28 protein-coding genes are annotated in these 26,998 nt (G+C 50.4%); 22 read left to right on the forward strand and 6 right to left on the reverse strand.

The window, feature by feature from the left end; genetic code table 11:
• The first annotated feature begins 212 nt into the window (after window positions 1-212).
• Both DB847_RS07575 and htpG read left to right on the forward strand, forming a co-directional pair.
• Complete coding sequence (locus tag DB847_RS07575) at window positions 213-1,796, forward strand: sensor histidine kinase (protein ID WP_159084454.1); 1,584 nt, start codon at window positions 213-215, stop codon at window positions 1,794-1,796.
• Between the two features lie 198 nt (window positions 1,797-1,994).
• Entirely contained in the window at window positions 1,995-3,908 is a 1,914-nt protein-coding gene (gene htpG, locus DB847_RS07580; protein ID WP_108650131.1) for a molecular chaperone HtpG, read from the forward strand.
• Window positions 3,909-4,000: 92 nt separating this feature from the next.
• Here the strand turns inward: htpG and DB847_RS07585 are convergent, their stop codons facing one another.
• Window positions 4,001-5,377: a hybrid sensor histidine kinase/response regulator gene (locus DB847_RS07585; RefSeq protein ID WP_108650132.1), complete on the reverse strand. Its 1,377-nt coding sequence runs from the start codon at window positions 5,375-5,377 to the stop codon at window positions 4,001-4,003.
• A gap of 216 nt (window positions 5,378-5,593) precedes the next feature.
• Between DB847_RS07585 and DB847_RS07590 the strand changes: the two genes are divergently transcribed.
• The 14 genes from DB847_RS07590 to DB847_RS07645 all read left to right on the forward strand — a co-directional run bounded on the left by DB847_RS07590 (window position 5,594) and on the right by DB847_RS07645 (window position 15,558).
• Window positions 5,594-5,965, forward strand: coding sequence for a response regulator (locus DB847_RS07590; protein ID WP_108652930.1), 372 nt, complete (start codon window positions 5,594-5,596; stop codon window positions 5,963-5,965).
• An 18-nt stretch (window positions 5,966-5,983) separates the two neighbouring features.
• Window positions 5,984-6,340, forward strand: coding sequence for an STAS domain-containing protein (locus DB847_RS07595; protein WP_108650133.1), 357 nt, complete (start codon window positions 5,984-5,986; stop codon window positions 6,338-6,340).
• Window positions 6,321-7,655: an Hpt domain-containing protein gene (locus DB847_RS07600; RefSeq protein ID WP_108650134.1), complete on the forward strand. Its 1,335-nt coding sequence runs from the start codon at window positions 6,321-6,323 to the stop codon at window positions 7,653-7,655. Before DB847_RS07595 ends, DB847_RS07600 begins: the two co-directional genes overlap by 20 nt.
• Window positions 7,628-8,281, forward strand: a complete 654-nt coding sequence (locus DB847_RS07605) for a chemotaxis protein CheA (protein ID WP_108650135.1) — start codon at window positions 7,628-7,630, stop codon at window positions 8,279-8,281. The genes DB847_RS07600 and DB847_RS07605 overlap by 28 nt, the downstream gene beginning before the upstream one ends.
• Complete coding sequence (locus DB847_RS26585) at window positions 8,239-8,409, forward strand: hypothetical protein (RefSeq protein ID WP_159084455.1); 171 nt, start codon at window positions 8,239-8,241, stop codon at window positions 8,407-8,409. The genes DB847_RS07605 and DB847_RS26585 overlap by 43 nt, the downstream gene beginning before the upstream one ends.
• Window positions 8,358-8,522 (forward strand): hypothetical protein, encoded by a 165-nt coding sequence (locus DB847_RS24875; protein ID WP_199911896.1) that lies wholly within the window; start codon window positions 8,358-8,360, stop codon window positions 8,520-8,522. Before DB847_RS26585 ends, DB847_RS24875 begins: the two co-directional genes overlap by 52 nt.
• A complete protein-coding gene (locus DB847_RS07615) occupies window positions 8,515-9,123 on the forward strand; it encodes a chemotaxis protein CheW (protein ID WP_108650137.1) in 609 nt (202 codons plus the stop codon). The genes DB847_RS24875 and DB847_RS07615 overlap by 8 nt, the downstream gene beginning before the upstream one ends.
• Window positions 9,062-9,973, forward strand: a complete 912-nt coding sequence (locus DB847_RS07620) for an NHL repeat-containing protein (protein ID WP_108650138.1) — start codon at window positions 9,062-9,064, stop codon at window positions 9,971-9,973. The genes DB847_RS07615 and DB847_RS07620 overlap by 62 nt, the downstream gene beginning before the upstream one ends.
• Before the next feature lie 42 nt (window positions 9,974-10,015).
• Window positions 10,016-12,031 carry a methyl-accepting chemotaxis protein gene (locus DB847_RS07625; RefSeq protein ID WP_108650139.1) on the forward strand — a complete coding sequence of 672 codons (2,016 nt, stop codon included), beginning with the start codon at window positions 10,016-10,018 and terminating at the stop codon, window positions 12,029-12,031.
• Between the two features lie 32 nt (window positions 12,032-12,063).
• On the forward strand, window positions 12,064-13,326 hold the full coding sequence (locus tag DB847_RS07630; protein WP_108650140.1) for a methyl-accepting chemotaxis protein: 1,263 nt from the start codon (window positions 12,064-12,066) through the stop codon (window positions 13,324-13,326).
• The gene (locus DB847_RS24295; protein ID WP_159084456.1) at window positions 13,301-13,501 is read left to right on the forward strand and encodes a hypothetical protein; all 201 of its coding nucleotides are present in this window, start codon (window positions 13,301-13,303) and stop codon (window positions 13,499-13,501) included. Before DB847_RS07630 ends, DB847_RS24295 begins: the two co-directional genes overlap by 26 nt.
• Before the next feature lie 60 nt (window positions 13,502-13,561).
• Window positions 13,562-14,362, forward strand: a complete 801-nt coding sequence (locus DB847_RS07635; protein ID WP_108650141.1) for a CheR family methyltransferase — start codon at window positions 13,562-13,564, stop codon at window positions 14,360-14,362.
• 88 nt (window positions 14,363-14,450) lie between these two features.
• Window positions 14,451-14,999 carry a cytochrome b gene (locus DB847_RS07640; RefSeq protein ID WP_108650142.1) on the forward strand — a complete coding sequence of 183 codons (549 nt, stop codon included), beginning with the start codon at window positions 14,451-14,453 and terminating at the stop codon, window positions 14,997-14,999.
• On the forward strand, window positions 14,989-15,558 hold the full coding sequence (locus DB847_RS07645; RefSeq protein ID WP_108650143.1) for a YceI family protein: 570 nt from the start codon (window positions 14,989-14,991) through the stop codon (window positions 15,556-15,558). Before DB847_RS07640 ends, DB847_RS07645 begins: the two co-directional genes overlap by 11 nt.
• A 63-nt stretch (window positions 15,559-15,621) precedes the next feature.
• Here DB847_RS07645 and DB847_RS07650 read toward each other — a convergent pair whose 3' ends face one another.
• From DB847_RS07650 to DB847_RS07665, 4 genes are all read right to left on the reverse strand, one after another.
• Window positions 15,622-15,861, reverse strand: coding sequence for an acyl carrier protein (locus DB847_RS07650; protein ID WP_108650144.1), 240 nt, complete (start codon window positions 15,859-15,861; stop codon window positions 15,622-15,624).
• A 73-nt stretch (window positions 15,862-15,934) separates the two neighbouring features.
• Window positions 15,935-16,117: a hypothetical protein gene (locus tag DB847_RS07655; protein ID WP_108650145.1), complete on the reverse strand. Its 183-nt coding sequence runs from the start codon at window positions 16,115-16,117 to the stop codon at window positions 15,935-15,937.
• Window positions 16,118-16,326: 209 nt separating this feature from the next.
• Window positions 16,327-17,016: an HAD family hydrolase gene (locus DB847_RS07660; RefSeq protein ID WP_108650146.1), complete on the reverse strand. Its 690-nt coding sequence runs from the start codon at window positions 17,014-17,016 to the stop codon at window positions 16,327-16,329.
• Between the two features lie 23 nt (window positions 17,017-17,039).
• On the reverse strand, window positions 17,040-18,143 hold the full coding sequence (locus tag DB847_RS07665; RefSeq protein WP_108650147.1) for an anhydro-N-acetylmuramic acid kinase: 1,104 nt from the start codon (window positions 18,141-18,143) through the stop codon (window positions 17,040-17,042).
• Window positions 18,144-18,686: 543 nt separating this feature from the next.
• Here DB847_RS07665 and DB847_RS07670 point away from each other — a divergent pair.
• The 3 genes from DB847_RS07670 (at window position 18,687) to DB847_RS07680 (ending at window position 22,894) form a co-directional block, all read left to right on the forward strand.
• On the forward strand, window positions 18,687-19,286 hold the full coding sequence (locus tag DB847_RS07670) for a J domain-containing protein (protein WP_108650148.1): 600 nt from the start codon (window positions 18,687-18,689) through the stop codon (window positions 19,284-19,286).
• A 238-nt stretch (window positions 19,287-19,524) separates the two neighbouring features.
• Window positions 19,525-21,024, forward strand: coding sequence for a sodium/proline symporter PutP (putP, locus tag DB847_RS07675; RefSeq protein ID WP_108650149.1), 1,500 nt, complete (start codon window positions 19,525-19,527; stop codon window positions 21,022-21,024).
• A 784-nt stretch (window positions 21,025-21,808) separates the two neighbouring features.
• A complete protein-coding gene (locus DB847_RS07680; RefSeq protein WP_108650150.1) occupies window positions 21,809-22,894 on the forward strand; it encodes an ElaD/SseL family deubiquitinase in 1,086 nt (361 codons plus the stop codon).
• Window positions 22,895-23,009: 115 nt separating this feature from the next.
• On the opposite strand, the gene DB847_RS07685 is transcribed toward DB847_RS07680, so the two are convergent.
• Entirely contained in the window at window positions 23,010-23,225 is a 216-nt protein-coding gene (locus DB847_RS07685) for a hypothetical protein (protein ID WP_199911771.1), read from the reverse strand.
• A 526-nt stretch (window positions 23,226-23,751) separates the two neighbouring features.
• Between DB847_RS07685 and DB847_RS07695 the strand changes: the two genes are divergently transcribed.
• The 3 genes from DB847_RS07695 to DB847_RS07705 are packed head-to-tail and all read left to right on the forward strand — an operon-like array spanning window position 23,752 to window position 26,920.
• Window positions 23,752-24,186, forward strand: coding sequence for a hypothetical protein (locus DB847_RS07695; RefSeq protein ID WP_108650152.1), 435 nt, complete (start codon window positions 23,752-23,754; stop codon window positions 24,184-24,186).
• 37 nt (window positions 24,187-24,223) lie between these two features.
• Window positions 24,224-24,421: a hypothetical protein gene (locus DB847_RS07700; protein ID WP_108650153.1), complete on the forward strand. Its 198-nt coding sequence runs from the start codon at window positions 24,224-24,226 to the stop codon at window positions 24,419-24,421.
• A gap of 60 nt (window positions 24,422-24,481) precedes the next feature.
• Window positions 24,482-26,920, forward strand: a complete 2,439-nt coding sequence (locus DB847_RS07705) for a right-handed parallel beta-helix repeat-containing protein (RefSeq protein ID WP_108650154.1) — start codon at window positions 24,482-24,484, stop codon at window positions 26,918-26,920.
• Window positions 26,921-26,998 lie beyond the last annotated feature (78 nt).

Here is a 26,998-nt window from a genome sequence, read left to right on the forward strand (position 1 = left end):
ATCAGGATATTGGGCGGCCTGGCTCAGGTCAAGCTATCCTCCTAAATAGGGGTACCATTAGAGACCCTCTGCTATCTCCGGCAAGGCAGGGCTGCAGTTACCGGGATATTCACAGTGGGGCACAACTGAAGAAAAGGAGTCTAGCCATGTTGGTTCAGCTGCTGAGACGATGTCGGAGTCGTTGGTGTCACTGGCCCTTATGGCGACAGCTCATGAGTCTCTTGCTTATCGCCTTGTTGGTGTTTAACCTGCTTGCGATCCCGGTAGCTTACCTGTTTCTCAATGAAGACTTCCAGCGCCATGAAGATGAGGAGCGTAACAGCCTCTATGCGATTCTCTCTTTGAGTATCCTGCAACCGATTCAAAACAATGACCTCCCACTGCTGCAGAAAATAGTCGACCAGTCGATGGCAGGTATGGCGGATCTGCACCGGGTGAAGATTGAAGATACCAATCGTCAGATCCTGCTGGATCAAATCCATGAGGAAGAGACGGCGCATGACGGGATGAGCCTGTATCGTCAGCCGATCATGAGCCAGGGGAAACTCTATGGCTACCTGACTCTTGAGTGGGAACACGAGGTGTTTAGCCACGGGATGGCGGATATGCTGAAAATCGTCCACTGGTATATATCCGGAGCCTTGGTGATATTTGCCGGGCTCATTTTTATTTTGCTGCACTTTTTGATGCTGCGTCCCCTGAATAAGATCAATCAGGGACTCAAAATGCTCACAAGGGGGCGAAAGCTTTCGCGGAGTAATCCTGTTTATGCCAACCGGGAGCTGCAGACTTTGATGGAGACGACCGACCAACTGTCGGGAATGTTGGCGTCAGAGAAAAAACGCGAAGCTCAGCTCAGGGAGTCTCGCCATCAGTTTGAAGATGAGATGATCATCAGCATCGATAAGTTTGAGAGGGCACTCAATGATCCCAAGCTGACTCGCCCGGATAAAGATCAGCTGATTGAGGAGCTCAGGCAGGAGCAGCAGCGAAGTCAGGAAAAATTACTGCAAACCGAGAAGATGGCAAGTCTTGGGGTGTTGTCGGCAGGGATCGCCCACGAGATCAATAATCCCCTGAGCTTTGTGAAAAGCAATCTTCAGCGGGTGAAAGGTTATCACCAGTTGTTACTGCAGCTGGCTAATTTCTGTTACCGTCACAGATACGATCCCAAGCTTGAGTTGCTGCATCAGAAGCTTCAGGAGCTTGAGGAGGGGGATCTTCAATTTATCATGCAGGATATCAGCCCTCTGATGGAGGAATCTCTGGAGGGGGTGGAGCGGATGCAGGAGATCGTCGAGGGCTTGTATAACTTTGCCCGCGCCGATAAGGGCGAGGTTGAGTTGTTGGACATCAACCAATTGCTGGAGTCTACCTTGAAAATCGTCTGGAGTGAGCTTAAGGATCACTGTGAGATCACTCGGGAGTTTACTGAGCTGCCAAAAGTTCAGGGTAATACAGGCAAGCTCAAACAGGTATTTTTGAATTTTCTGATGAACGCCTCCCAGGCGATTGAGTCTGAGGGGGTGATCGCGATTCGTACCTATTGCGATGGTGATGATGCGGTCATTGAAGTTGAAGATAATGGTCATGGCATGTCTGTCGAGCAGCAGCACCAGCTATTTACTCCCTTCTATACGACCAAGCCCGTTGGGAAAGGGATGGGACTTGGCTTGTCGGTGAGCCTTGGGATCATCGAAGAGCATGACGGGAGTATAGAGGTGAAGAGCGAGCCCGAGCAGGGGAGCCTGTTTAAGGTGCGTTTACCTCTCACTCCTGAGTGTGCTGCAGATTAATAACAGCTGCGGTAAAAAACTGTCTTCGGGGCACATCTGTGTTGAGTGCTGGTCACCATGATGATCTAGCCTGCTCAGAATGGGCGCCCTTTGCCCATTATTTTTCACAAATTTCTCGCTGCCCCTTGAATTCTTAAGGGGCGATCCTCATCTATCAGTTAACGTTTATCACAGTAACATTTGTCAAGGTAATAAAGTATGACAGAAACGGTTCAGACACAGACCCACGGTTTTCAGACTGAAGTCAAAGAGCTGCTTAACCTGGTCGCTCACAGCCTGTACTCAAACAAAGAGATCTTCCTGCGAGAGCTGGTATCCAATGCAGCCGATGCTGCCGACAAGCTCCGTTTCAAGGCGCTTTCTAATGATGCTCTCTACGAAGATAACGGTGAGCTGCGTGTGCGCCTGCTGATCGACAAGGACAATCGTACCCTGACTATCTCGGATAACGGCATAGGTATGACTCAGGCCGAAGCGATCGAGCATCTGGGGACTATCGCTAAATCTGGCACCAAGGAGTTCTTTAGCCAGCTCTCCGGTGATGAGTCTAAAGACTCTCAGCTGATTGGTCAGTTCGGTGTGGGCTTCTATTCTGCTTTCATCGTGGCGGACAAGGTGACAGTACGTTCCCGTAAGGCGGGCGAAGCGGCAACTCAGGGCGTTGAGTGGGTCTCCGATGGCCTTGGAAGCTTCACCGTTGCCGATATCGAGAAAGCCGATCGGGGTACCGATGTGATCCTGCACCTCAAAGAGGGTGAGGATGAGTTCTTAGATGACTGGCGTCTGCGCTCGATCATTGGTAAATACTCAGATCACATCAATGTTTCGGTAGAGATGTACAAAGAGGCGACCGAAGAGCAGGAAGGCCCGGATGGTAACAAGATCCCGGCTGAGCCTGCGGCCTGGGAGCAGGTCAACAAGGCGACCGCCCTGTGGACTCGCTCACAAAACGAGCTCGGCGATGAAGATTACAAAGAGTTTTATAAGCATGTGGCCCATGACTTCAGCGATCCGCTGATCTGGGGTCATAATAAGGTTGAGGGGAACCAGGAATACACCAGCCTGCTGTATATCCCATCTCAGGCACCCTTTGATATGTGGACCCGTGAGCAGAAGCATGGCCTTAAGCTCTATGTTCAGCGGGTGTTCGTGATGGATGATGCTGACCAATTTATGCCATCATACCTTCGTTTCGTGAAGGGGGTTCTGGATTCCAACGATCTGCCGCTGAACGTATCCCGTGAGATCCTGCAGGACAACAAGATCACCGCATCTTTGCGTAAGGCTTGTACCAAGCGGGTTCTGACCATGCTGTCGAAGCTGGCTAAGGATGACGCCGAAAAGTATCAGAGCTTCTGGGGTCAGTTTGGTCGCGTGCTCAAAGAGGGACCGGCGGAAGATTTCGCCAATCGCGAGAAGATCGCCTCTTTGCTGCGCTTTGCCAGCACCCACAATGACTCGGATCTGCAGAATGTCTCCCTGGATGAGTACATCGAGCGGATGCCTGAGGGTCAGGAGAAGATCTACTTCATCACCGCCGATAGCTATGCTGCTGCATCTCACAGCCCACACCTTGAGATCTTCCGCAAGAAGGGCATCGAGGTTCTGCTGCTGTCCGATCGCGTCGATGAGTGGCTGATGAGTCATCTGACCGACTATAAAGAGAAGCAGTTTGTTTCTGTGACCCGTGGTGAGCTGGATCTGGGTAACCTGGATGATAAAGAGGACCAGGAGCAGCAAAAAGAGCTGGAAGACTCCTTCTCAAGCTTCATCGAGCGCACCAAGGAGACCCTGGGTGACAAGGTGAAGGATGTGCGGATCACCCACCGTCTGACCGACAGCCCCTGCTGTGTGGTGACCGGTGATCACGATATGTCGACTCAGATGATGAAGCTGATGCAGGCGGCCGGGCAGACCCTGCCACAGCAGAAGTATATTCTGGAGGTGAACCCTGAGCACCCGCTGATCAAGCGCGTGGCAGACACCCAGGATGACGCCGAGTTCGCCGAGTGGCTGGATGTGTTGCTGGGTCAGGCTCAGCTCTCTGAGCAGGGCGGTCTGGAAGATCCATCCGTGTTTGTGGCTCAACTCAATAAGCTGCTGCTGAAGTAATTCATACCTCAGAAATCGTGAAAAGCCAGCAGGTCATCAGCTGGCTTTTTTGTTGTCACTCCTAAACTTTCGTCGCTGACCGTTATACCACTTTAAGTGGATGATGATATACAGCCAGGTGTTTGCTGAATGGGGAATTTAAGGGTGAAGCAGCAGCCCTGGCCTGGCTTACTTTTGACACTGATGTTGCCCCCATGATCGCGAATGATGCCATGGCTTATCGATAATCCAAGCCCGGTGCCTTCACCAACGCCCCTGGTGGTGAAAAATGGGGTAAAGATCTCTTCTATATGCTGCTCGCTGATCCCTGTGCCATTATCCTCAATCTCAATGATATTCTCTGAATTCCCGTAGTAGCTGTGAATCCTGATCTTGCCATGGGTATCGATGGCTTCTGCTGCATTTTCCAGCAGGTTATACAGGGCTTGTTTGAGCTGAGGCTCGTTCCCCTGGATTGGGGGTAAGGGGCTAAGCTCAGTGAGGATGGTTGCACAAGAGCCAAGCCGGCTTCGCAGAGTATCAATACTGATATGGATAATAGAGTTGAGATCAACCGGGCACATATCAACCGGGCCATGGCTGGCAAAACTTTTTAGACCATCGACAATATTTTTTACCCGATTTACTCCCTCGAGGGCCTCGAGCATCAGGGGCTCAAAATCTTCCATGATGTAGTCGATCTCACTGAGGTTGAATTCATCTATTCTGCGTGAAGGCTGGTCCGTCTCGGGTGAGGTTTCCTGCTGTTTTAAGCATGTCCGGGTAAAGAGTTTTAGCTGCTTTTGATAGCTCAGTGCGGTGGAGATATTACTCTTGATAAAGCTCAGGGGGTTATTGATCTCATGGGCAATCCCGGCCGAGAGTACTCCAAGGCTGGCCATTTTTTCAGTCTCTATCAATTTTTTCTGGGTGCTGGTCAGGGATTGTAGAGTCTGATCCAGCTCGTTGCTTGTGTCCACAATGCGTTGGTCAAGCTCCTGGTTTAACTCGGCGAGCTTGCTATTACTGGCCTTGAGCGAGGTGAGATCCCGATAGCCCCGAAGCGCCGTGAGAATCGAGACCTGGAGCTTACGTAGGGTGAGCTCACTCTTCATTTTGTAATCATTGATATCGTATTGGATGAGGGTTTGAAGTTCGGGGGCGGATCTCTCCTGGCCTGTTCTCAGAACAATTCGTGTCATTGCATTACACAGCTCATCGCGAATGAAGCGCACCAGAGCCAGGCCTTCTTCGTTTGATTCCATGACAATATCCAGCAGGACCAGGGCGATATCCGGGTGTTGCAGAAACAAGGCTCGGGCCTCTTTGCCGGAATAGGCATGCAGAAGCTTTAGAGGCCGACCAAACAGCTGGCTACTTTGAACCACCATCTGGGTCAGAGTGTGCATGTCATCCTCAGCATCGACGATCAGGATCAACCATGGGGATTGGGATTGTTTTAACTCGGAAGAGTCTTGATTGTTATGCATCCTGCTCCCTGACGATGAAAGGTGAACTCGCTTCACTCTATAGATATAGCAATGGGGGGAGGACACGACAAATGTGACACTTGTGAATTTATATACTAGTTCTTAAGAGAAGTATTCAAATGAGTTGGTTTACAGGTTCTGTGAACCAGTTCATCTCATGTGCGGGGCTGTTTTATGCTTGATTTCTGCTCAGGGGGTCAGGCTGGAGGCGAACAGATGGCAAAAACCATCCTGATTGTGGATGACTCGGCATCGGTCCGTAAGGTGGTCGGTATGGCCTTACGTGATGCGGGCTATGAGGTAATTGAAGCCGTCGACGGGGTGGATGCTCTCAGCAAGATGGAGGATCTAAAAAAAGTACATCTCATTATCAGTGATGTTCATATGCCGAACATGGATGGGATCAGCTTTTTAAAGGAGGTAAAGCGCAACCCTCGCAGCAAGTTTACCCCTGTCATTATGCTTACCACGGAGTCGGCAGAGGAAAAAATCCGAGAAGGCAAGGCTGCCGGAGCCAAAGCCTGGGTGACAAAGCCTTTTCGGTCACCCAAGATGCTGGACGCGGTCGCCAAACTGGTAACGCCCTGAGTTCGATGGGAGAGAGGGATGGCAGTTACAAGTATCACATGCCACAAGGCCAATGAGGTCTGTCGCCTGACGGTTCATGAGGAGATGACCATCTATACCGCGGCTGAGCAAAAAAAAATTCTGCTGCATTGGTTGCAGGAGGGATCTGAGATCCAGCTTAACCTTGCAGGAGTGAGTGAGGTGGATAGTGCCGGGCTGCAGTTACTCCTCCTATTACAAAACGAGGCTGAGCTTGCCCGGAAAAAGGTGCATTTTGTTGAGATGAGTGACGCACTACAGGAGGTGTTGAGGTTATTGCACCTGCAGGGGCGTTTTTCTGAGAATACCAGGACAGGTTTGGAAGTGGAAGCTGCCGATGAGCCCGAGAAAGAGTGAACCTGAAGAGGTCGTAGAAGTATTCGCCGAAGAGACAGAGCAGATGCTCTGTGAGATGGAGGCGGCGTTACTGGCTTTAGAGGACTCTCCCCAGGATTCGGAGCAACTGAACCGGGCGTTTCGTACCATGCATACCATCAAGGGGGCTGCCGGCCTGTTTGGTTTTGACCCTATTGTCAACTTTGCCCATCAGTTGGAGGGGGAGCTCTCCAGCCTCAGAGATGGTGAGCATCTTGCTGATCCCAAGCTTATCGCGTTATTACTGCGTTGTAAGGATCATGCCAGTCAGCTGGCAGCAGAGATCTTAAATCATGGTGAAGTGTCAGAGCCCTTGTTGCAAGAGGGGCAGCAACTCCTCGTACAGTTGTTCGGCGATGAGGTATCTCACTCTATCTTGAAACAGCCTGTTGAAGCAGAACGCCCGGAAGCTTCGGGGAGCGGATCTCAATATTGGCTGATTCTCCTCCAGTTCAAGCGCGATTCGCTGCGTAACGGTCTGGATCCCCTGTCTTTTATCCGCTATCTCTCGACCTTAGGTTCACTTGTCGATGTGATCACTCTATTCCCGGACTCCTTGCTGGGCTCTCAAATGGATGCAGAAGGTTGTTACCTGGGTTTTTGTATCACCTTTAAGAGTGAGGTGACCAAGGCGCGTATCCAGGAGGTGTTTGAGTTTGTTGAAGATGACTGTGACATCCAGATCTTGCCGCCATCTCAGCAGCAGCTATTCCAGGCTTTATTGGAAGAGCTGCCCTATGTTCATCAGCTGCACCTAAGAGAGGTGTTGAACCGGCTCTTTCCCCAGCCTTTAACACAGCCTGAGGGGTCAGCAACCCCACTTCAACAGGCAGTCCCATTAAACCCGATCCAAACCCCTTGCGTGAGACGAGTCATCTCTCAAACATCCCAAGACGATCCCCCTGTGCGCTATGCCTTATCTCCCGAGCCTTCGGAAAAGAAGCGAGCCATCAATACCCAGGATCTTAGTTATATTCGAATCGATGCCCATAAGCTCAGTGAGCTGATTGACCAGGTGGGCGAGCTCGTCATCTCAGGGGCGGCGATTAAATTATTACTGACCCATTATCAGATCCCGGATGTGGATGATGTGCTGGGGCGAATAGAGAGTCAGCTTGAGGAGATCCGTGACAGTGCACTGAGACTCCGAATGGTCCAGATAGAGGATACTTTTATCCGTTTTCGACGGGTGGTGCGAGATTTGAGCCGTGAGTTGGGTAAGGAGGTGGTACTGACTATCCAGGGGGGGAGAGTGAGCTGGATAAGAGCATGGTTGAAAAAGTCTATGATCCCCTGATTCACCTGGTGCGTAATGCATTAGATCATGGCATTGAGTCACCTGAAAAACGCAAACAATCGGGTAAGCCTTCACAGGGGCAGCTGACCCTCAAGGCAAGTCATGATTCCGGGCAGATCGTGATTGAGGTGATGGACGATGGCCAGGGAATCGATCCCCAGATGCTGCGAGAAGCAGCCGAGCAATCCGGCCGATTAGACTCAGGAGAGATTCTTTCTGAGGAGCAGCTCTTCCAACTGGTGTTTGAGCCCGGGTTTAGTACTCACCGCGAGGCAGACCACCTCTCGGGGAGAGGGGTAGGAATGGATGTCGTCAAGGGTGCGGTAGAAGGGCTGCGGGGAAGTGTGGCGCTCTATAGTGAACAGGGCGTCGGGACAAGGGTCACCCTGCGTTTGCCGCTGACGGTTGCGATTATCGATGGCTTTCTGGTTGACGTTTGTGGCTCGAGCTATGTCATTCCCTTGAGCATGGTTGATGAATGCATTGAGCTCGAAGAGCAAGACAGACAATCTCAGCTTGAGAACCAGTATTTCAACCTTAGGGGGAGCTGGTGCCCTACCTGGATCTGGGGGAGTTTTTCAAGGTGCCTGGCTATCAGAGAGCGGAGGGGATCAGCAACCTGGTAGTGGTTCGCTATCTGCAGCAAAGGATGGGCCTTCTGGTCGATCGCCTGCAGGGGAGTATCAAACGGTCATTAAACCGATGGGGCAGATATTTCAGGGGCTTGAAGGGATCTGTGGCGCAACGGTTCTAGGCTGTGGAGATATTGCTCTGATCCTGGATATTCACGGTTTATTCCGCTTGCTTACTTATCAGTCTCAATCAAGGTTAGGGGTCAGTTATCAGGGAGAATCACAGGATGGATGAGAGCACAGACAAGGTGTTGGCTGGGGAGGAGATGGCATACCAGTACCTTACTTTTGAAGTGGGACAGGAGCGGCTTGCGGTCAGCATCTCGGATGTCAAAGAGCTGATCGAGGTCGATACCATCACGCCTGTGCCCATGATGCCGGAATTTATCCTGGGAGTGAGCAATCTCAGGGGAACAGTGATCCCCATCCTTGATCTGGCGGCTCGATTGGGACGCGCTCCCTGCCAGCTCACCAAAAATAGCAGCATAGTCCTGGTTGAGCACCCGATGGCGGAAGGTATTCAGCTTATTGGCATGCTGGTGGATGAGGTCAATGAGATTTTAGAGATAGGGGCAGACCATATTCAACCTACCCCAAGCTTCGGCGTGGATATACGTCATGACTTCATCCAGGCGATGGGGCGGGTCGGCGAGGAGTTTATTATTTTACTGGATATTCATCACGTCCTTTGCTCTGAAGAGATCTCTGCACTGGAGCAGTTTGGGCAGCAAGTCGGGAATTATCCTGAACAAGAGTCATTAAAGGGGAAGAGGGATGAAATATCTACTCATATTACTCGTGTGCTTTGCAGGCAAGACCTTGGCTCTGGAATTTGAGCACGTGATGACTTTTGGGTCTAAGGGCAGTGGCCCGGGTCAGTTCCGTTATGTCGAAGATTTTGCCCTGGCGCACAATGGCACACATCTGTTGGTGACGGATGCTTCCCACTCCTGGGTTCAGGTCTTTGATAAAAAAACCGGAAAGTATATTACCCGTTTCGGCGGAAAGGGAGATGAACCACAGAACCTGGATAAACCGGAAGGTGTCTCGGTTGCGCCCGATGGGCGGATCTTTGTTGCGGATTACGCATCGGGATACGTCAAGATCTATGACAAGAACTATCGTTGGCTCAAGACCTTTAGCGGTTATGGGACGGCTCCGGGAGAAACCCGCAAGTCCGAGTTCAGTGACATTTATGATGGGCGTTATTATCTCCCAGAAGCTGGAAATCATAGGGTGAGCGTGTGGGATCTCCAGGGCAACTTCCAGTTTCTCTTTGGAGGCAAAGGTGACGGCCAGGGGCAGATGAATAACCCGGAAGCAACTAAATTCAGCAGCGATGGAAAACTCTATCTTTCTGATCTAAAGAACAACCGTGTTCAGGTGTTTGATGCCAAAGGGAAGTTTCTTTTTGCCTGGGGTCAGAAGGGCATCGGAGATGGTCAATTTGTTGCGAATTCAGGTTTAGCATTGGATCGTGACGACAATGTATATGTTGCCGAGATTGGCAATAACCGCATTCAGGTATTTAACCACCAAGGCAAGTTTCTCACGAAATGGGGTAGTAAAGGCTCAGGGGAAGGTCAATTTGGAAATCTGCATGGGGTATTTGTCGATAAATCCAGTGGCTGGGTTTATGTGGCGGATACAGCGAATAATCGCGTACAGGTTTTTCGCCAAAAGTAGATTGAGCGGCATGTCATGGATGAGCGATAAAGGGATGTGATTATGCGAGCGATAGGCATTAAGTACAGTGTATCTAACTGGATGGGGCTGTTTGGAAAGACGCTGCTCGCTTTTATGGTGATGGTGCTCTGTTTGTTGGTTGTTGGTGGCGTGGGCTTACTCTTTATCTGGAAGGTTCAGGATGAGGTCAAGCTGCTGACCGGAGAAGTCACTCCAGTGAATCGCCTGGTCATTTCATTGACTCATACGATGCAAGATACTCATCTGGAGTTAGCCAAGAGTCGCTTGGAAAAAAACCGGCAACAGATGATTGAACAAAAGGAGGTGCTGGAGAAGCATCATGAGAGTTTTAGCAACGACTTAAGTGAGCTGGAGACCTTATTTAAAGGTTCAAAGTTTCTCGTTGAGCTGGGCCCTCTTCAGTCAGCGCAACATGACTTTTTTACTATGGGTTTCCAAATGCTTGAGCTACTTCAGGTAAAAGGTGAGTTGGAGAGTCTTTTATCCGCAGAGCAGCGTACCGTCCAGAAAAAATTTCAGGCAGCTTTGCAAGTGATTAATGATCTCAAGCACAGGGTGCAAGCCGATCTTCACGAAAGCGAAGATTCGACCAAGACACTTCTTCAATCAGGGGTTGCGACTCAAGATGAGATTGAAGAGAGGCTCGCCCATCTTTTTGAGGTGAGTATCCCTTTGTTAGAGGGAGCAGAGGTGCTTGCGGGTTATCTTTTTCAGAAAGAGGAGATTATTGCGAGCTATCTCATCACCACAGATAATAATCAGCTCAAATCATTGGAGCAGAAGTTCAGCGCCTTGAGTCAGAAGGTCTCCCTCAGGCTTAAAAGAGTGATACAAAGGGCTGAATACGCAGGTTTGGTGATAGATCCCACTGTTTTGCAGCAAACCATACAGCAGTTTGATCAAGTTGCAACGGATCCTCAGGGGATTTTTGCCCTGAGATTACGCTCTCTTGAAACTCTTGCGATGCTGACCAGCCTGGAGTCTACACTCGAGCAGCGAACACACTTGATTGACTCAGAGCTCAGCCAGCTCTCTGATACCTCGCTCGAGCGAAATAACTATTCGTTACAGAGCACCCAAGATATTGTTTCTGATGCCGTATTTGTGGTGATCCTGATGATTATTCTGGGAGCCGTAATCGGGATCTTATTTTCGATTTTTTACACCCGCTCCATTATTTTACCCCTGATCTCGGCGGAAGGTTTTGCCAGAAAAATTACCAAAGGCGAGCTGGTTCAGCGCCTGGATATCCGGCGTGGCGATGAGATCGGAAGCCTGGTTGATTCGCTCAATGCCATGGCTGAAAGCTTAAAAGGGGTGGTGCTTAGTGTGGGCCAGACAACCCGTCATGTGACCTCCGGCTGCGCCGAACTCGATCAGTCGATCCAGGGAATTTCTACCAGAGCGATGAGCCAGGCAGCTTCAATCGAGGAGATATCTTCTTCTTTGGTTGAAATTAATACCAATATCCAGCAGAACTCTGAAAATGCATCCCGGACCAATGAGATTTCGGCCAAAGCTTCCCTGGATGCCGCCAAGGTCGGCGAGGCAATGGAACAGACCATGAAGGCGATGCAGTCCATCGATAGTAAGATGGTGGTGATCGATGAGATAGGACGAAAGACCAATTTACTTGCCCTCAATGCCGCAATAGAAGCGGCTCGAGCCGGGGAGCAGGGGCGAGGGTTTGCCGTGGTCGCAGCCGAGGTAAGGAAATTGGCAGAGTCCAGTCAACAGGCTGCCTCTGAGATCATCGAGCTTACCAACTCAAGTGTGGATATATCTCAGCAAGCCGGAGAGATGCTCTCAAGGCTGGTCCCGGATATCGAGCATGTCGCTGAGCTTATTCATGAAATCAGTGGCGCCAGCAGTGAACAAAGCTCAGGTGTAGAGCTGATCAGTACCGCAATTCATGAGCTTGATGCCGCGATTCAGCAAAATGTCAGCGTTACGGAAAATATGGCTGAAACCTCTAATGATCTCTCTGGAAAGGCTGAAAAACTTCAGTTGGAGATGAGCTTCTTTAAAACGAGTTGAGCTGTTGGGGGACATAAGCTTCGGAGGAATATATGCAGCAAGGAATGCACAGGGCGCGGCCCTATCGTCGGTTATTACCCCTCATCATTCTCGGTCTTTTTCCCCTGTGGATCCTGAGTCTATGGGTGTTTTGGGCGGCAACAGCGCTGGTTGGATCTGCCATCACTCCTGTGGAGTTTTATCGGCAGCTCTCCCTGCTTCTGATTGCTGTGAGCCTGCTGGTTGTCTTGTCTGCTCTGCTCCTGTCTAAATATGTGCTTGGCCATAAGGCTCAGGAAGAGCTCATGGCAGATCACCTGGCTCAGGGAGATTTGACCAAACGGCTTGAGGCTGTCTCAAACCATGAGGGCAAAGATCTCATCGCGAAGCTTGCGAAGGCCAGGGAGCGCTTATGGCAAGGGTGGGATTCACTCTCGTGCTTAGCTTCAGGACTCGAGAGACTCTCCGGGCCTGCCAGGGCGGCCGCTCAAGCCGCTGAGGCTACTTTGGAGAAACCACAACAAGATATCCATTATCATAATCCACTCGGAGCCATGACTTCGCAAATGCAACAGAGTCTCGAGAAATCCCATAAGAGCATCGAGCTCATCAATGAGATTAACTATCAGATGAAGCGCGGCGAGGGAGCAGTTGAACAAAACCTCGAAGCGATACGACGGATCAATAGCCGAATCAGCCTCATCGAGGATATTTCTTACAAAACCAACCTATTGTCATTGAATGCTGCGATCGAGGCTGCACGGGCGGGAGAGCAGGGCAAGGGCTTTGGCGTGGTTGCTTCAGAAGTCCGAAAGCTTGCTGAAAACAGCAGGGGACTTGCTCAGGAGATCAGCGAGCTTGCTTCATCGAGTGTAGAGACGGCCGAGCATGCCTGGGAGGTACTGCAAGGCTTACCTCTTAAAATGCTACAGGCAGCATCGCTAGGGGAGGAAAGCGTTAAGCTATCTCACACCCAACTGGAGAAAATAGAGGTCCTGGGGGAGTTACTGGGTCAGCAAGAGCAGGTGTTCCAGGTGAAGCAAACCCATCTTAGGAGCCTCACGGATTCGGTGGATGCGTTATTGAAACATTCAGAGCAGCTGAAACAGGGGCTGGTTTTTTTTGAGTCTGCTAAAACACAAGAGGGTATTCCGACAATCAAGCCCCTTGAAGTGGCCAGCGATCCAGAGGCGGTCGAGTTTTCGCAGGTGGTCGAGCTTGAGGAAATGAGGCCATTCAATGAACAGGACCGTCATTCAGAACCAGTGTTGGTGATAGAGGATGGGTTTAATGAGAAGCATTATAAGAAGTTCTGATTTTTCACTAGAGCGTTTTCCAGATAAACCGGTTCATCTCATGAAAGCAGCTTTGACTTTGATCGCTGACTCGCAAGTCACATCCATGTTGCTCTACTGCAGCATCCTTGCTGCAGAAGGTCAGCTTAACAAAGCAAAGCTCAAAGCAGCACTTGAACTTGAGGGGCGGGAATAACTACCCGGATTAAACCAAAAATGCTCTAGTGTCATCAGAGCTTAGCCAGAGGATAGCGGATTGATTCATCAGATAAGCGATAAAGAGTTCCACACCATATCCGACTTTATTCATGATGAGGCCGGAATAATTCTCGGGGAGAATAAAAAACAACTCGTGATCAATCGTCTGCAAAAAAGATTGCGCTTCTATGAACTGGATAATTTTTCCGATTACTTCAAACTGGTTTTTAACAAAAAAAACAAGCAGGAAAAGCAGATCCTGGTTGATCACCTGACCACCAATGAAACAAGTTTTTTTCGCGAGCCGGCCCATTTTGATTTTCTGCAACATGTTTTATTAAATGAGCTTAATCATTCGCATCCCAGGGTCTGGAGTGGGGCCTGCTCCTCTGGAGAGGAGGTCTATAGTATTGCCATGCTGCTTGCGGAGAAGTATCCCTATAGCTTTTGGGAGGTGATTGGTTCTGATATCTGCCAGAGGGTACTTGAGCAAGCGAAGCGTGGCTGTTACCTGCTTTCAAAGATGACCCCGGTAGAGACGGAGCTTTTGCATAAATACTTCCTTAAGGGGTTTTCTTCTCAGGAGGGACGAGTGTTAGTCGGAAATGATTTAAAAAAACATGTTAGTTTTTCGATGATTAATTTGACGAAACCCCTCCCCAAGCTTGGGGTATTTGATTTTATTTTCCTTAGAAATGTATTAATTTACTTTTCAAGCCAACACAAGAGGCTGGTGATTGAGAGAGTTGTGGGGGCCTTAAAAAAAGGTGGCTATCTTTTTGTGGGACACTCAGAAAGCCTCTATGGGATCAGTGACAAACTAAAAATGGTAAAGCCATCTATTTTTGTAAGGTTATAGAGCCCCGAGAAAAATAGCGGCTGGCTTTAAGATTTTCTCTCTCCTAGAATAAGCTCAATGCAGGGAACGATGCTCAGGGATATATGTTATGCCGCGAAGGGTCATCCAATATAACTCTATTGGGAAATTGAATCATTGGCTTTCGGCCGTGGTGGTCATTGGCTTGTTTATCCTGGGGCTGTGGATGGTGGAGTTGGATTACTATTCCAGTTGGTATCAGGTTGCACCCCACTGGCATAAGTCTATCGGTTTATGTCTGGTTTTTTTTACCTTGTTCCGCCTGGGTTGGAAACTGCTGACTCCCCATCCGGCTATTCAGGGAAAGCGCTGGGAGATCATTACCGCCCAAACAGTGCACCAGCTGCTGTACCTGTTGCTATTTATCCTCTTTGTTTCTGGCTATCTCATATCCACCGCCGATGGGCGCTCCATTGCCGTGTTTAACTGGTTTTCTATCCCGGGAGCGGGTGAACTCTTTGCAGATCAGGCTGATATCGCAGGCATGGTTCATTACTACACGGCCCTGGCGTTGATAAGCCTTGCCGGGCTTCACGCCCTGGCGGCTTTAAAGCACCACTTTATAGACAGAGATAACACCTTGAAAAAGATGATTGGAGGAGTCAAAGATGAAAACTAGCTGGATCGTTTCGATGATGTTTTGTTTGTTCGCAGTTTCCGGCCTGGCCAGGGCCGAACACTACATCATAGATAGTAAGGGAGCCCACGCTTCCGTCAATTTGAAGATAAAACACCTGGGATATAGCTGGATCAAAGGGCGGTTTAACACCTTCTCCGGGACATTTGATTACGATCCCAAGGATGTTGCAGCCTCCAAGGTGAAGGTAGTGATAGAGACCGCAAGCTTCGACTCTAATCATGCCGAGCGGGATAAGCATGTGCGCAGCAAGGATTTCTTGGATGTGAAGCAATACCCTCAGGCAACCTTTGTCAGCTCTCGGGTGACGGATCTGGGAGGGGGGAAACTTTCGATTGAGGGCAAATTGACACTACATGGCCAGACTCACCCGATGACGATTGCCGCCCACCTGGTTGGCCAGGGCAAGGATCCCTGGGGTGGCTATCGTACCGGCTTTGAAGGCTCGGCAGAGCTGCCATTGGCGGATTATGGGATCAAGGTGATCGGTGCCTCGAAAATCGCCTATCTGGAGCTGCATATCGAAGGGATCCGCCAGTAGTTTCCTGGCGCACAGCCCCGCTTCCGGCCGAGGCGGGGTTTTGGATAAGGGATCAGGAGCTGCTTAACGACAAGTTGTCTGCTCCAGGGTGTGACAGAGCTCCTGAAGTGTGGCGTGCAGGCTCAGGCTCTGTTCGCTAATTTTAAAGCGCCTGGCCAGCTCGCTCTTGAGTTCCTGGAGATCCAGGGGGCAGGCATAGAGATCATCAATCAGGTGGTGATCTTCATTGAGGAGCTCAGGCCTGGTGTGTAGGCATCTGGCAACAATTTCCTTGACTGTATTCATCCCATAGTTGGAGTACATAATCGATCCATCTTTAATATTCCTGTGGGGGAGGGAGAGTGCCGGTGAGTGACCCTTGAACCGGCGATATCTGTTACTTTATCTCAGATAGCTCTGCTTGTTGCTGGCAAAGGACTGAGATCCGCTGATACACAGAGTCGATCTCCTGCTGTTTTTCAAAGCGCTGTGAAGAGATGCGGCCGTGGTGGGATTTTTGGTGCTCGAGCTGCTTTAGGTTGTCGAGCTGGTGATAGAGTTCATTGAGTTGCTTGTTCATCTAACCTCCCTGTCTGAATTAGGAGCAATTTGCGCATCATGCGAAGCTCCTGAAAAGTGACTGTATGCATTTTAAGCGCTTTTTCATTGCTGTGACAATTGCATTTTTATGCATGACTGTCATTTTTTATCATCAGGAGCAGGCAGGGGATGTGAGGAGGGAACGGCCGGAGGCCAGGTCGCCTCCGGTTTAACTATGGGTGAGGCGGCTTAGAGGCCAAGATTGGGTAAGGGGAACTCCTCGAAGCCGTTTATCACCTCATCGGCTCCGGCAGCAAGTAGCTTGCCCCGGTTGGTTTGAGGGGCGTCCCCGATAAACCCCACCACTCTGCCGATCCCGGCAGCTTTGGCGGACTGAACTCCCGCAACTGAGTCCTCAATCACCATGCATTGTTCAGGAGAAAGTCCGAGAGCCTCGGCAGCCTTGAGGTAGAAGGCTGGGTGGGGCTTACAGGGGATGGAACCATCGGCATAGATGATATTGGCCAGATCAAACCAGTGGCTAAGGTGAAGATGTTTTTGGAAAAACTCAAGATTATGCTGGCAGGATGCGGTGGCTATGGTGAAGGGGATCTCTGCGGCTTTAAGCCTTGCCAGTAGCTCAGGGGCCCCAGGGGTGAGTTTAAATGCATCACCCAGCTCAAGACAGAGCTGTCGATAACGTCCCTCTTTACGTTCTGAATACTGGTGTGCCTCCGGTTCGCTCAGTTTTTTATCTAATACAGTTTCAAAGAGATCCCGGTTGGCTTTGCCATGAATGAACACCGCAAAATCACCTGTCAGGCAGGGATGAGCCGGAGCCAGTTCACGGATCGTTTCAAACCAGGCTTTTTCGTGGAGGGCCGAGTCCTGAAGCAGAACTCCGTTGAAATCAAAAATAACAGCTTGTAACTCTTTCATGGTTTGCTTCTCTTTAAACCGGATCAATTCTGATAGAGGGCTCCCAGCACCACGGGTCGGCTTGCACCTGTCACCGATGGCAGGTTCGCAGGCTGAAGCTCAATGCGTTGCCTGGCAAACCAGGCGAAAGCGATCGCCTCGACCCACTGGGCTGAGATCCCTATCTCATCGGTGAGCGCAAGACGCAGCCTTGCAAGCTCTGTGTTGAGTCGCTCGATGAGGTAGCGGTTGTAGGCGCCGCCACCACACAGGTAGAGGGCTTTACACTCAGGAGCGAAGCGCTTGAGGTCCGAAACGATGCTCAAGGCGGTTAGCTCCAGCAGGGTTGCTTGCACATCCTCCGCTGCCAAAGGTTCGAATCGTTTGAGATGCTGCTGTAGCCAATCTAGGTTAAACAGCTCCTTGCCGGTACTCTTGGGAGGAGAGAGCTGGAAATAGGGTTCAGCAAGCAGGGCTCTGAGGAGCCCGGGGTGCACCTGACCGGATTGAGCCCACTGACCATCCCGATCAAAAGGAGCCTTCAGATGATGCTGACACCAGAGATCCATCAGGCAGTTGGCGGGTCCGCAATCAAAGCCAATAACCCTGGCGGGATCCCGGTTGAGCAGGGTGATATTGGCGATCCCTCCAAGGTTCAAAATGGCGCGCTGCTCTGTGTCACTGGAGAAAAAGTGTTGATGAAACGCGGGGGTCAGGGGCGCTCCGTCTCCTCCAACCGCCATATCCAGACGGCGAAAGTCACAAACCACGGGCACGCCGGTTTGGGCAGCGATTCGGTTGCCATCTCCAATTTGCATGGTGAAAGGCAAAGCACCTCTCGGGGAGTGAAATATGGTCTGGCCATGGCAGCCGATGGCGGCGATCTCTGTTCGGGCTATCCCGGCATTTTCGATGAGCTGGTTCGCAACCGAAGCATAGGCTCGCCCTAGCCTAGCATCCAGCTCCCCGAGTTGTTGCAATCCAATCTCGAATGTTTCCAGGAGCTTGGTCAGCCCAGTTTGTAGTTCAGGTGTAAAGGGCTGGCTCAGACTATCGATGATCTCAACCCCTCCGGCGGGTGGAAACCTCACCAGGATAGCATCGATGCCATCAAGGCTGGTGCCGGACATGATCCCGATATAGTACATGGCGCTCTCCTTTGTCCCATCTGTACCTTTATTCCCATCCCCGCGACGGGACAATAAAGGTACACCGAACTCAGGGGGCAAGCCAGTGGCTTTTCCTCTGCAGTGAGAGACTTTTGGGGCCTGGATCACGGATCCGGTTTGCGCTGTTGCGATTTGGTTAATGAGTTGCTAAAAAATGGTTTCCTAGGCTCTGTTGACGTTTCAGATTTGGTTCTGCAGTTGGCAATTTATTCATCCAGCAAGGCAGAAGATGTGTGGTGTAGTGACTCTACATGAGCATCTGATAACGCAGCTGGGTGGGAAAATGGCCACTGCCCTGCGGGTTGCGCCTGAAAAAAGCCCTGTTCATTGTTGCTCATTACTTATTTAGAGCACTAAACTGCGTGATTCGCGTCGCGAACAGGCCATTCTCAGGGGCAACAGGTTCAAAATTGAAATGTCAACAGAGCCTAAGATGTGCAGCAATCATCCGGATCGGGTCTACAATTTTCAAAGAGCTGTTTTAACAACAGACCGTTGAGTGGACTCTGAAGGGGGATGGCGATGACGACATACCATCAATTGCTGGGAACCGATCCATCCCTTGCTTCATCAGAGATTAAGAAACGTTTTAAGCGGCTGTCTTTGAGGATTCATCCGGATCAGGGAGGAAGCTCAGCATTGATGTCGATGCTCCAGTTTACCTGTGAGAAGGTCCTCTGCGGGGAAGGAAATGAGACGGTTTGCTGGGAGCTGCCAAAATCAACTCAGGATTGCCGAACAGCCGGAGCCTCTGTCCAGACGGAAGCCCTGCTCTCAGAAAATGCACTGCTCAAGGTTCGCCTGGCAAAGCTTGGGAATGAGCTGACTCAGCATGATCTACATCGGGCAGCGCTTCAGGAGCAGCTTCATCAGATGCAGTTAGAGGCAGCATCTTATAAGAAAGCGTTTTTTGAGCTGAGACGTAAGATTCAAAAACGCCAGTCCGGGCAGGGGAGCGGTTCCCAATCCAACACCCGGGAAAAGGTCTCAGCCAGGCGGATCCAGAAATTGGAGCAGGATCATCACCGTGAGCTGTGTTGTGAGATCTGTCATAAGCGGATCAGTCAAAATTACAGTCTGGATGTAACAAGGATCCGCTGCGCGCTTCATGCAGAGCTTTAATCATGGTTTAATAGGGCCGGTCGGGATAACTCTTCACCGATCTGTGAACCGGATACACCATGGTTGACCCAAATCTTTGCTTCCTGGCAGGTAAGAGACTGAGTCGAGGTTCAGGAAGTAACAGCGCCAGCGGACAGGCACCATCACTAGAAACTATAAATGAGACGACCAGTGACCTCATGTTGTGGCCATCGCGCTGCGACTTAGGCGAGTTTGGGTGACCTTTACGGGAGATTAGATGATTACCTTTTTTATCGTGTTGGCGATCTATTTTGCCATTGTGTTTGCTATCGGGATCTGTGCTGCCCGTGCCACCAAAAATAATTCAGATTATGTGTTGGGTGGCCGGAGCTTGAGCCCCGCCATCACCGCTTTGGGGGCGGGAGCATCGGATATGAGTGGCTGGCTGCTGCTGGGGTTGCCCGGAGCGGTTTTTGTATCCGGATTGGATCAGCTGTGGTTGCCGGTTGGTTTGTCGATAGGCGCTTACCTCAACTGGCGATTTGTGGCCAAGAAGCTTCGGATCTATACCGAAAATGTGGGAGATGCACTGACCATTCCCTCCTATTTTGATGCGCGTTTTGGTCATGGTAACCGGGTACTACGACTGATGACCGCTGTGGTGATCCTGATCTTCTTTACCCTCTATGCCGCCGCCGGTTTTGTCAGTGGTGCCTACCTGTTTCAGGTGTTGTTCCACCTTCCTTACCATACGGCGGTCTGGATGGGAGCAATCTTCCTGGTGGCCTACACCTCTATCGGCGGTTTCCTGGCGGTGAACTGGGTTGACTTTTTCCAGGGCTCCCTGATGTTTTTTGCCCTGCTGATCACTCCGCTGGCAACCTGGTTTCATCTGGAGCATTCTGCCGACTTTACGCTACAGCTGCCGGCACACTATTTCTCTGTCGTGAGCAACCAAACCAGCCTGATCGCGATAGTGTCTCTGCTGGCCTGGGGACTTGGCTATTTTGGGCAGCCGCATATCCTGGTGCGCTTTATGGCGATCCGTGATGTTCGCGGCATGAAGGTGGCGCGGCGGATCTGCATGAGCTGGATGGTTATCTCCCTGCTTGGAGCATTTGCGGTGGGGATCACCGGGGCTATCTATTATGCAACTCGCGGCCATCAGTTTGATAATGAGATGGTCTTTTTAGAGCTGGCCAAGGGGCTGTTCCCGGCCTGGATTGCCGCTATTTTGTTTGCGGCGGTTCTGTCGGCGGTGATGAGTACCATAGCAGCCCAGCTACTTGCCTCATCCAGTGCACTGACCGAAGATATCGCTCACTTTTTTGAGATCCAGTTGAGTGAGAAAGCCAAGGTATGGTTTGGTCGGGGAGCTGTGATTGCCGTATCCCTGGTGGCGATGATCTTTGCCAGCGACCCTCAGAGCACCATCTTATCGATCGTGGGGCATGCCTGGGCTGGTATGGGGGCCGCCTTTGGGCCGGTGATCCTGTTTTCGCTGTTTTGGCGACGCTGTACTGCCAGGGGGGCAGTTGCAGGGATGACGGTCGGAGCGATTATGGTGCTTGTCTGGATATTTGGCCACTCCCAGTGGCCACAATCAGTGATCTTCAGCCTGTATGAGATCATTCCCGGCTTTATCCTGGCCTCTCTTGCTCTGGTGGTTGTCAGCCTCAGGGATGAGATGCCCTGTAAGCAGACCCTGCATCATTATGATGAGGTATTGCGTCACTGCCATGAGCCGGATTACACCGGAGCACCGATTCAGGAATAAGGTGCTCCCCTGGTGAATGAAAGGCCCTCAGTTGAGGGTCTTTTTTGTTTGTGGCGAAGCCACAATATTAGCTACATTCAGTGGATTCTGGTTCATTTTGGCACAAGGCTGGCTTATCTTTTTGTCCTTCGGACTGATATTAATGGCTTCGCCATATAGCCGTATTCGCCCGGCGGTCGAGTTACTTTGGTATCGCTCAAAGTAACCAAAGGCTCACTCCGGAACGATGTTCCCGACATCGACCTGCGTGGCTCGGCATCCTGCCTCGAAACAAAATATCAAGAAGAATATAAATCACCTTCGATCCCCCGTGAGCGAGCGCTGAGGTGAACCGTAGAGGATGAAGGTTGAGCGGCATGGATGCCGCGAGAGCTTAGTCATCACAGGGATGTGATGTCTAAGCGGTGCCTTCATCCTTAGGGGAGCCGAGGATAAAGCGAGATCCGGGGCGCGAGGGGATTGCAAAGGGGAAAGGCGTTGGCCCCTTTGCTCGCTGTCGGGCGATCCCGACATTCATGCAGTGCAGTTGCAAAAAGACCACCTTCAGGATAAATGTGCTAAATAGCTGATCCTATTACTGCTACATCTGTTGATGTGTGCTAGCAGACACGCTATGAATCCATCCATGGAAGCTCCACCGCGTCATTCATGACGCAGAGGGTCTGCTCATTCACAATTCAACAGCTGCCCAAATGATCTACTATTTGGAACAGTTATTTAGAGACTTAGCTCTGATCCCGAATTGGATATCCCTTCACGAAATTTAATAGCAAGGGACAATGCCATGCTCTATAAGTCCAATTTTATCTTTATTGGAGGGAAGCAGATGACCCAGGTGATCTCAGGTTATGGAATATCACAAACCGATTTTTATAATCTATATAGTGCAAATGCAAGGGATATAGACTCAGCCATTATCGAGAAGTTAAAAGAGTCGGCCTCAAGAGGAAATATTGATTCAATTGATCTCTTACAAAACCTGGCGCTCAGGAATGATGAGGTCGGCGAGACCGCGGAAAAAGCCCTGTTTGGGCTCTATTGTGGGCGCCAGTCCTCCGCGAAAGGAGTGGATGTCGAGATTGCTAAATCAAGCCTGATGCTTTACGAAAAAATTGACAGGGATAAGTTTAGCCAGAGTGACAGAACAAATAAGCTGACACGCCCCTCTGCTGTGCTATTCATGGCTGGCGCAGCCACCCCTGCGAATTCAGAGATAAGAGATAAAATCGCCTCGGTTTTTTCCGGTGCTGAGGTTTCTCAAAATGTGCATGAGAGGGTTGGGAAAGATGATTTGTGGGCCAGTAATCGATTTATCAGTGATGCTGAGCTGACGGCCTCTTCAATGGGATTAGATGCTTCGTCTAAGGGGCTGTCAGTCAACAGACCTGTTGGGCTAGTTGATCCGGTTTCTGGGGAAAATAAACTGGTCGATCTCTTTTTTGAAAAGATGGACTCTCAGGGGGATAACTTTCTGAAAGAGCCTGAGTTGGTTGCGGTGAATACCAAAGATCACTGGGTGTTGCTTGGGATTTATCCGGATGAGAATGGGGAGAGAAATGCCATTATTTTTGACTCTAAACCCCCTTTATCTGTAGGAACAAAAGAAAGGTTCGATGAAGTTGCACAACTGTGTGGCTGTAAACCTATCGAGTATCTTGCTATGGATCTGCAGCAGAATGTGCCAAATGGCTGTGGGCTCTTCGTTGACTCAGTGATGAAAAGTATTGCTGAGGGAGTTTTGAAAAAGACTGCGCCATCTGAGTCAGTCCACGCCTTTGTTGAGATGTTTACAGCAAAGAGCCCTGCGGAGCAGGAAGATTTTAACAGGAGCAGGCGTCTGCAATTAAGAGAGAATCTGATTTTTTCTTAAGGATTATGGTGGCACCTAAAACAGGACGCTGACACGTATCAGTTTGAGTATGGCTTCTCAACTGACCTCGCTGTCAGCGCATGACCATGATGGTTTAGCTCTGATTGTTCATGGTTTAGCGCATCCGCGAGGATAACTGATCCAGAGCGATAGGCTCCAGCAGCTGCTCCAGTTCCTCTTCTGTTTGCGGAACAGTTCCAAGTTCGAAGGTTGGTGGGCAGCCGCCATTGAGCATGTAGACGGTGTGATCACCATGATCATAGTGGAACCATTTACCATGTACGCAGAGATCTGTATAACAATTGGGTAGCATCTTCAACTTAGTACTCATACATCCTCCTTTCCCTCTGGTTTAATTATTTGCTCCTTTTTCATACAAGCCCAATTACAAATGAGTAACATTGATTTACATCAAATTTACCTCGGTTGTTGTGATAAAAATTGTTTTTCTGCAGGCAGAGAGACAAATGGATACTAATTCTCTGAAAGGAGAGCACAATAGCCTGCACCCGGCAGGGGATAAGGCTCGGATCACTATCATTTTGATAGTTTCCTCGGATGATTCTGCGGTTGGAAGCTCCTGGAGCTATCTATATCAGGACTCTTTGGGCACTTGCACCTAACAAAGCCTGGTAGATCATTTAGTTGACCTGACCTGACCTGACCTGACCTGACCTGACCTGACCTGACCTGACCTGACCTGACCTGTGGCCTGGTTGTTCTTGCGCAGCAGGCATCCACAGGATCTTTGACAAACTTTGCTACAGATCAACACACTCTGACACCCAGCTGACGAAAAGCTGCCACAGTTTGCGTTTTTAATGGTAAGCACCAAAAGCCGAAACTGAGGGTTTCCAGTGAATGAATTTAAAAAGTTTTTGATCATCTCGGCTGTTGCTATCGCTTTACCGCTGGCGGGGTGTGCCGCAAGTAATCCCCCAGCCGATCAGGCTGTTGCAAAACCTGGGGTCGAGCGTCCCGCTCCTCGTCCGGGGGCTCCTTTACCTGGTGGACAACACCTCAAGAATCATCCATTTGATGAGGTTGCATATCATAACCACCTCGAGCAGCAGCTTGAACAATTTAGCACGCCCCAGAAAAAGCGTGACTTCCTAAACGATAAATTGAACCAGCTGCAGCAACATAAGGCCCAGCTGGATAAGAGAACGCAACAGGCCCTGGCGAATCATCCCGAGCGCAGTGCGCAGATCAAGCAACGTCAGGTAGAGCAGCTGAATGTATTCAATAAGATGCAGCAGCAATTGAACAAAGAGTTAAGCCGGTTGTCTTAATCCGGAGTATGACTCAAGAGATATTGAGGATAGAGCTATGAATAATGAAGAACGATCACAAAAAATGTTTTGGGTCAGGCAGTTTAGAAAGGCAAAGACCCTGAAGACTTTGCACCTGATGGTCTCTCGCGCACTGGATCGCTATAGCCTTCAGTCTCGAGTTCTCGCTGCAATTTTTCTTGCGGAGTGCCAGCGTGAACGTGAGCTTAGCAGCGGGTTACTGCTGAATCATTAATTCCGAATTGAGAGATAAACAGGAGAGAGCCCGGGGCTGCCTCCTGGTAAGGAGTCAAATATGAAACGACTGGGTTATGGTGTTTTGACCCTATCCGCACTGCTGGTGGTCGGCTGCTCTTCTCAGAGGCAGGTAGCCATTGCGCCTCTGGCACAGCCATCTGCAGCCCATGTGATCTATGTGAATCAGAAGATTCAATCGAGCGATCAAACGGGGGCAAGCTGGCAGCATGCTTATTCAAGCCTGCAGCAGGCCTTGCAACAGGCAAAAGCGGGTGATCAGATCTGGGTTGCCGAGGGAACCTACTACCCAACCACAGGTACCGATCGTGACCTCAGCTTTAAACTGGTGAAAGGTGTCAGCCTCTATGGTGGCTTCGATGGCAGTGAAACCAAGCTGTCTCAACGAGACTGGCAGGACAATAAAACCATCCTGAGTGGAAATATTGGCGATAAGCATAGTGCTGATGATAACAGCTACCATGTGGTGATTGGTGCCAATCAGGCGGTGCTCGATGGCTTTATCATTGCCGATGGACATGCATTCCCATCCCAAATGAACCAGGGAAAAGCACCCGCGAATGGTAAGTCGCAAAATCATACCAGTCCACAGGCGATCACCTCTGGCCCAACCAATGGGGTGGGAGCTGGTCTTTTGAACTATCAGGCTGCAACCCTGGTGCGCAATACCCTGTTTCGCGATAACCAGGCGATGAAGGGCGGGGCGGTTTATAACATGACTAGCACCTCGGCGCGTCCCGAGAAGGGGAACCCTATCCCTGTCTTTATTAATGTGACCTTTGAGAGCAACTTTGCCAAAGACAGGGGCGGTGCGGTATCCAATGATCTGGGTACTAATCCTATCTTCATCAACTCCCTGTTTATCAAGAACAGCACAAGTGACAAGGGCGGGGCTTTGTACAATGACTTTGTCAGCTCTCCGCTTTTAATCAACACTGACTTTGAAAATAACCGGGCGGCCCGGGCTGCAGCGATCGGTAATGATGGCTCATCCCGTCCCGTGTTGGTCAATGTCTCTATTCATAACAACCTGGTGAGAGACCAGGGCGCCGGGATCTATCAGGGCTCCTACAATGTGAACCTGCCGGATTCGGCAAACATCAGCTATGTGATCAACTCCAGCATCAGCGGTAACCGTTCACAGACTCATGGCGCTCCGGAGTGGGTTAACTGGGGGCAGGATGGGATCAAATCCTGGAACTCCAGCATTAGTGGCTGGAGCTATGGCAATAATATGAGTCAGACCAAGCAGCAGGAGTTTGCTCCTCTGGTGTCTCTGAGTCAGAAGCTGGCTAAGTTGCCAGCGGATCAGATAAGTCCGTCCCAGCTCGAGGAGCTGAGTCAATATATTCAGCAAAATGTTCCGGCTCCTTCGGGGAACGTCCTGAGCCGGGCTTTGAATACTCAACCTGGTTTTGGAATAGATGAGCCTGTGATCAAGGAGGTTTCGGTTTCCTCACGCATTGTGTATGTGAATGCAAATGGCAAGAATACTCAGGTTGATGGCAAGAGTTGGAATACGGCCTATCATAGTTTGCAGGCAGCTCTTAAGGATGCATCCAATGGTGGGGCCCAGATCTGGCTTGCGCAGGGGACCTATATACCTTCGAAAGCCGATCGCTCTGTCTCCTTTGTTATTCCGGACAAGGTCGCAGTCTATGGTGGTTTTCAGGGGAATGAGACAAAGCTTAGCCAGCGAAACTGGCAGAAGTATCACTCTATTTTGAGTGGTAATATCGGCTCGCTTAAGAGTAATACCGATAACAGCTATCATGTGGTGATCGGCTCAAAAGGCGCATTGTTGGATGGCGTTACGGTTGAAGATGGTTACGCCGATGGTGAGTCTACCAATGGCTATGGCGGAGGTCTGTTTGCCTGGGGCTATGATCACTCGCTGCTGGTCAAAAATAGCCTGTTTAAAGATAACTATGCACGGGAGGGGGGAGCCGCCTTCTTCTTCCTGGATAGCCGCAGTAGTTTGCAGAATGTGACCTTTAGTCATAATTCGGCCGAGTATGGGGGCGCCGTGGCAGCCCGCTTCGGTTCTGACATTGAGATAGATAACTCTACTTTTAGTGGCAATCATAGTGATTATCGCGGGGGAGCCCTTCTGATTAACTATGGCTCCAATGTCAAAGTGAAGGGCACACTGTTTACCGATAACCGCAGTGAAGGTAATGGTGGCGCGATCTGGATCGATGATCAGGCATCTCAGTATGGTGGCACCTATCCGGTGATCAGCAGCAGCATGTTTGCCAACAACAGCGCCGGCTACTACGGGGGAGCGATTCATAACTTCAACAAGGCGAATCTGACGGTCAAAGATTCCTCTTTCAGCGGTAATCTGGCCAAGTATGGTTCTGCCATCGCCAATACCCTGGGTGCGAAGCTGACTCTTAATGGTAATCTTCTACCGAGCGGGGCTGTCTATCAGCAGGCAACAACGGGAGCTAAGCAACGCGTCGCTGCCAACAGTTAACCAGAAGTTTGAGGGGCTGGAGACAGCCCCCTTAATCCTTAGCCTAGCCTCTCAACACTCACCTTAGAATCCCAGGGC

This window comes from Dongshaea marina (genome assembly GCF_003072645.1).
GTDB classification, from domain to species: domain Bacteria; phylum Pseudomonadota; class Gammaproteobacteria; order Enterobacterales; family Aeromonadaceae; genus Dongshaea; species Dongshaea marina.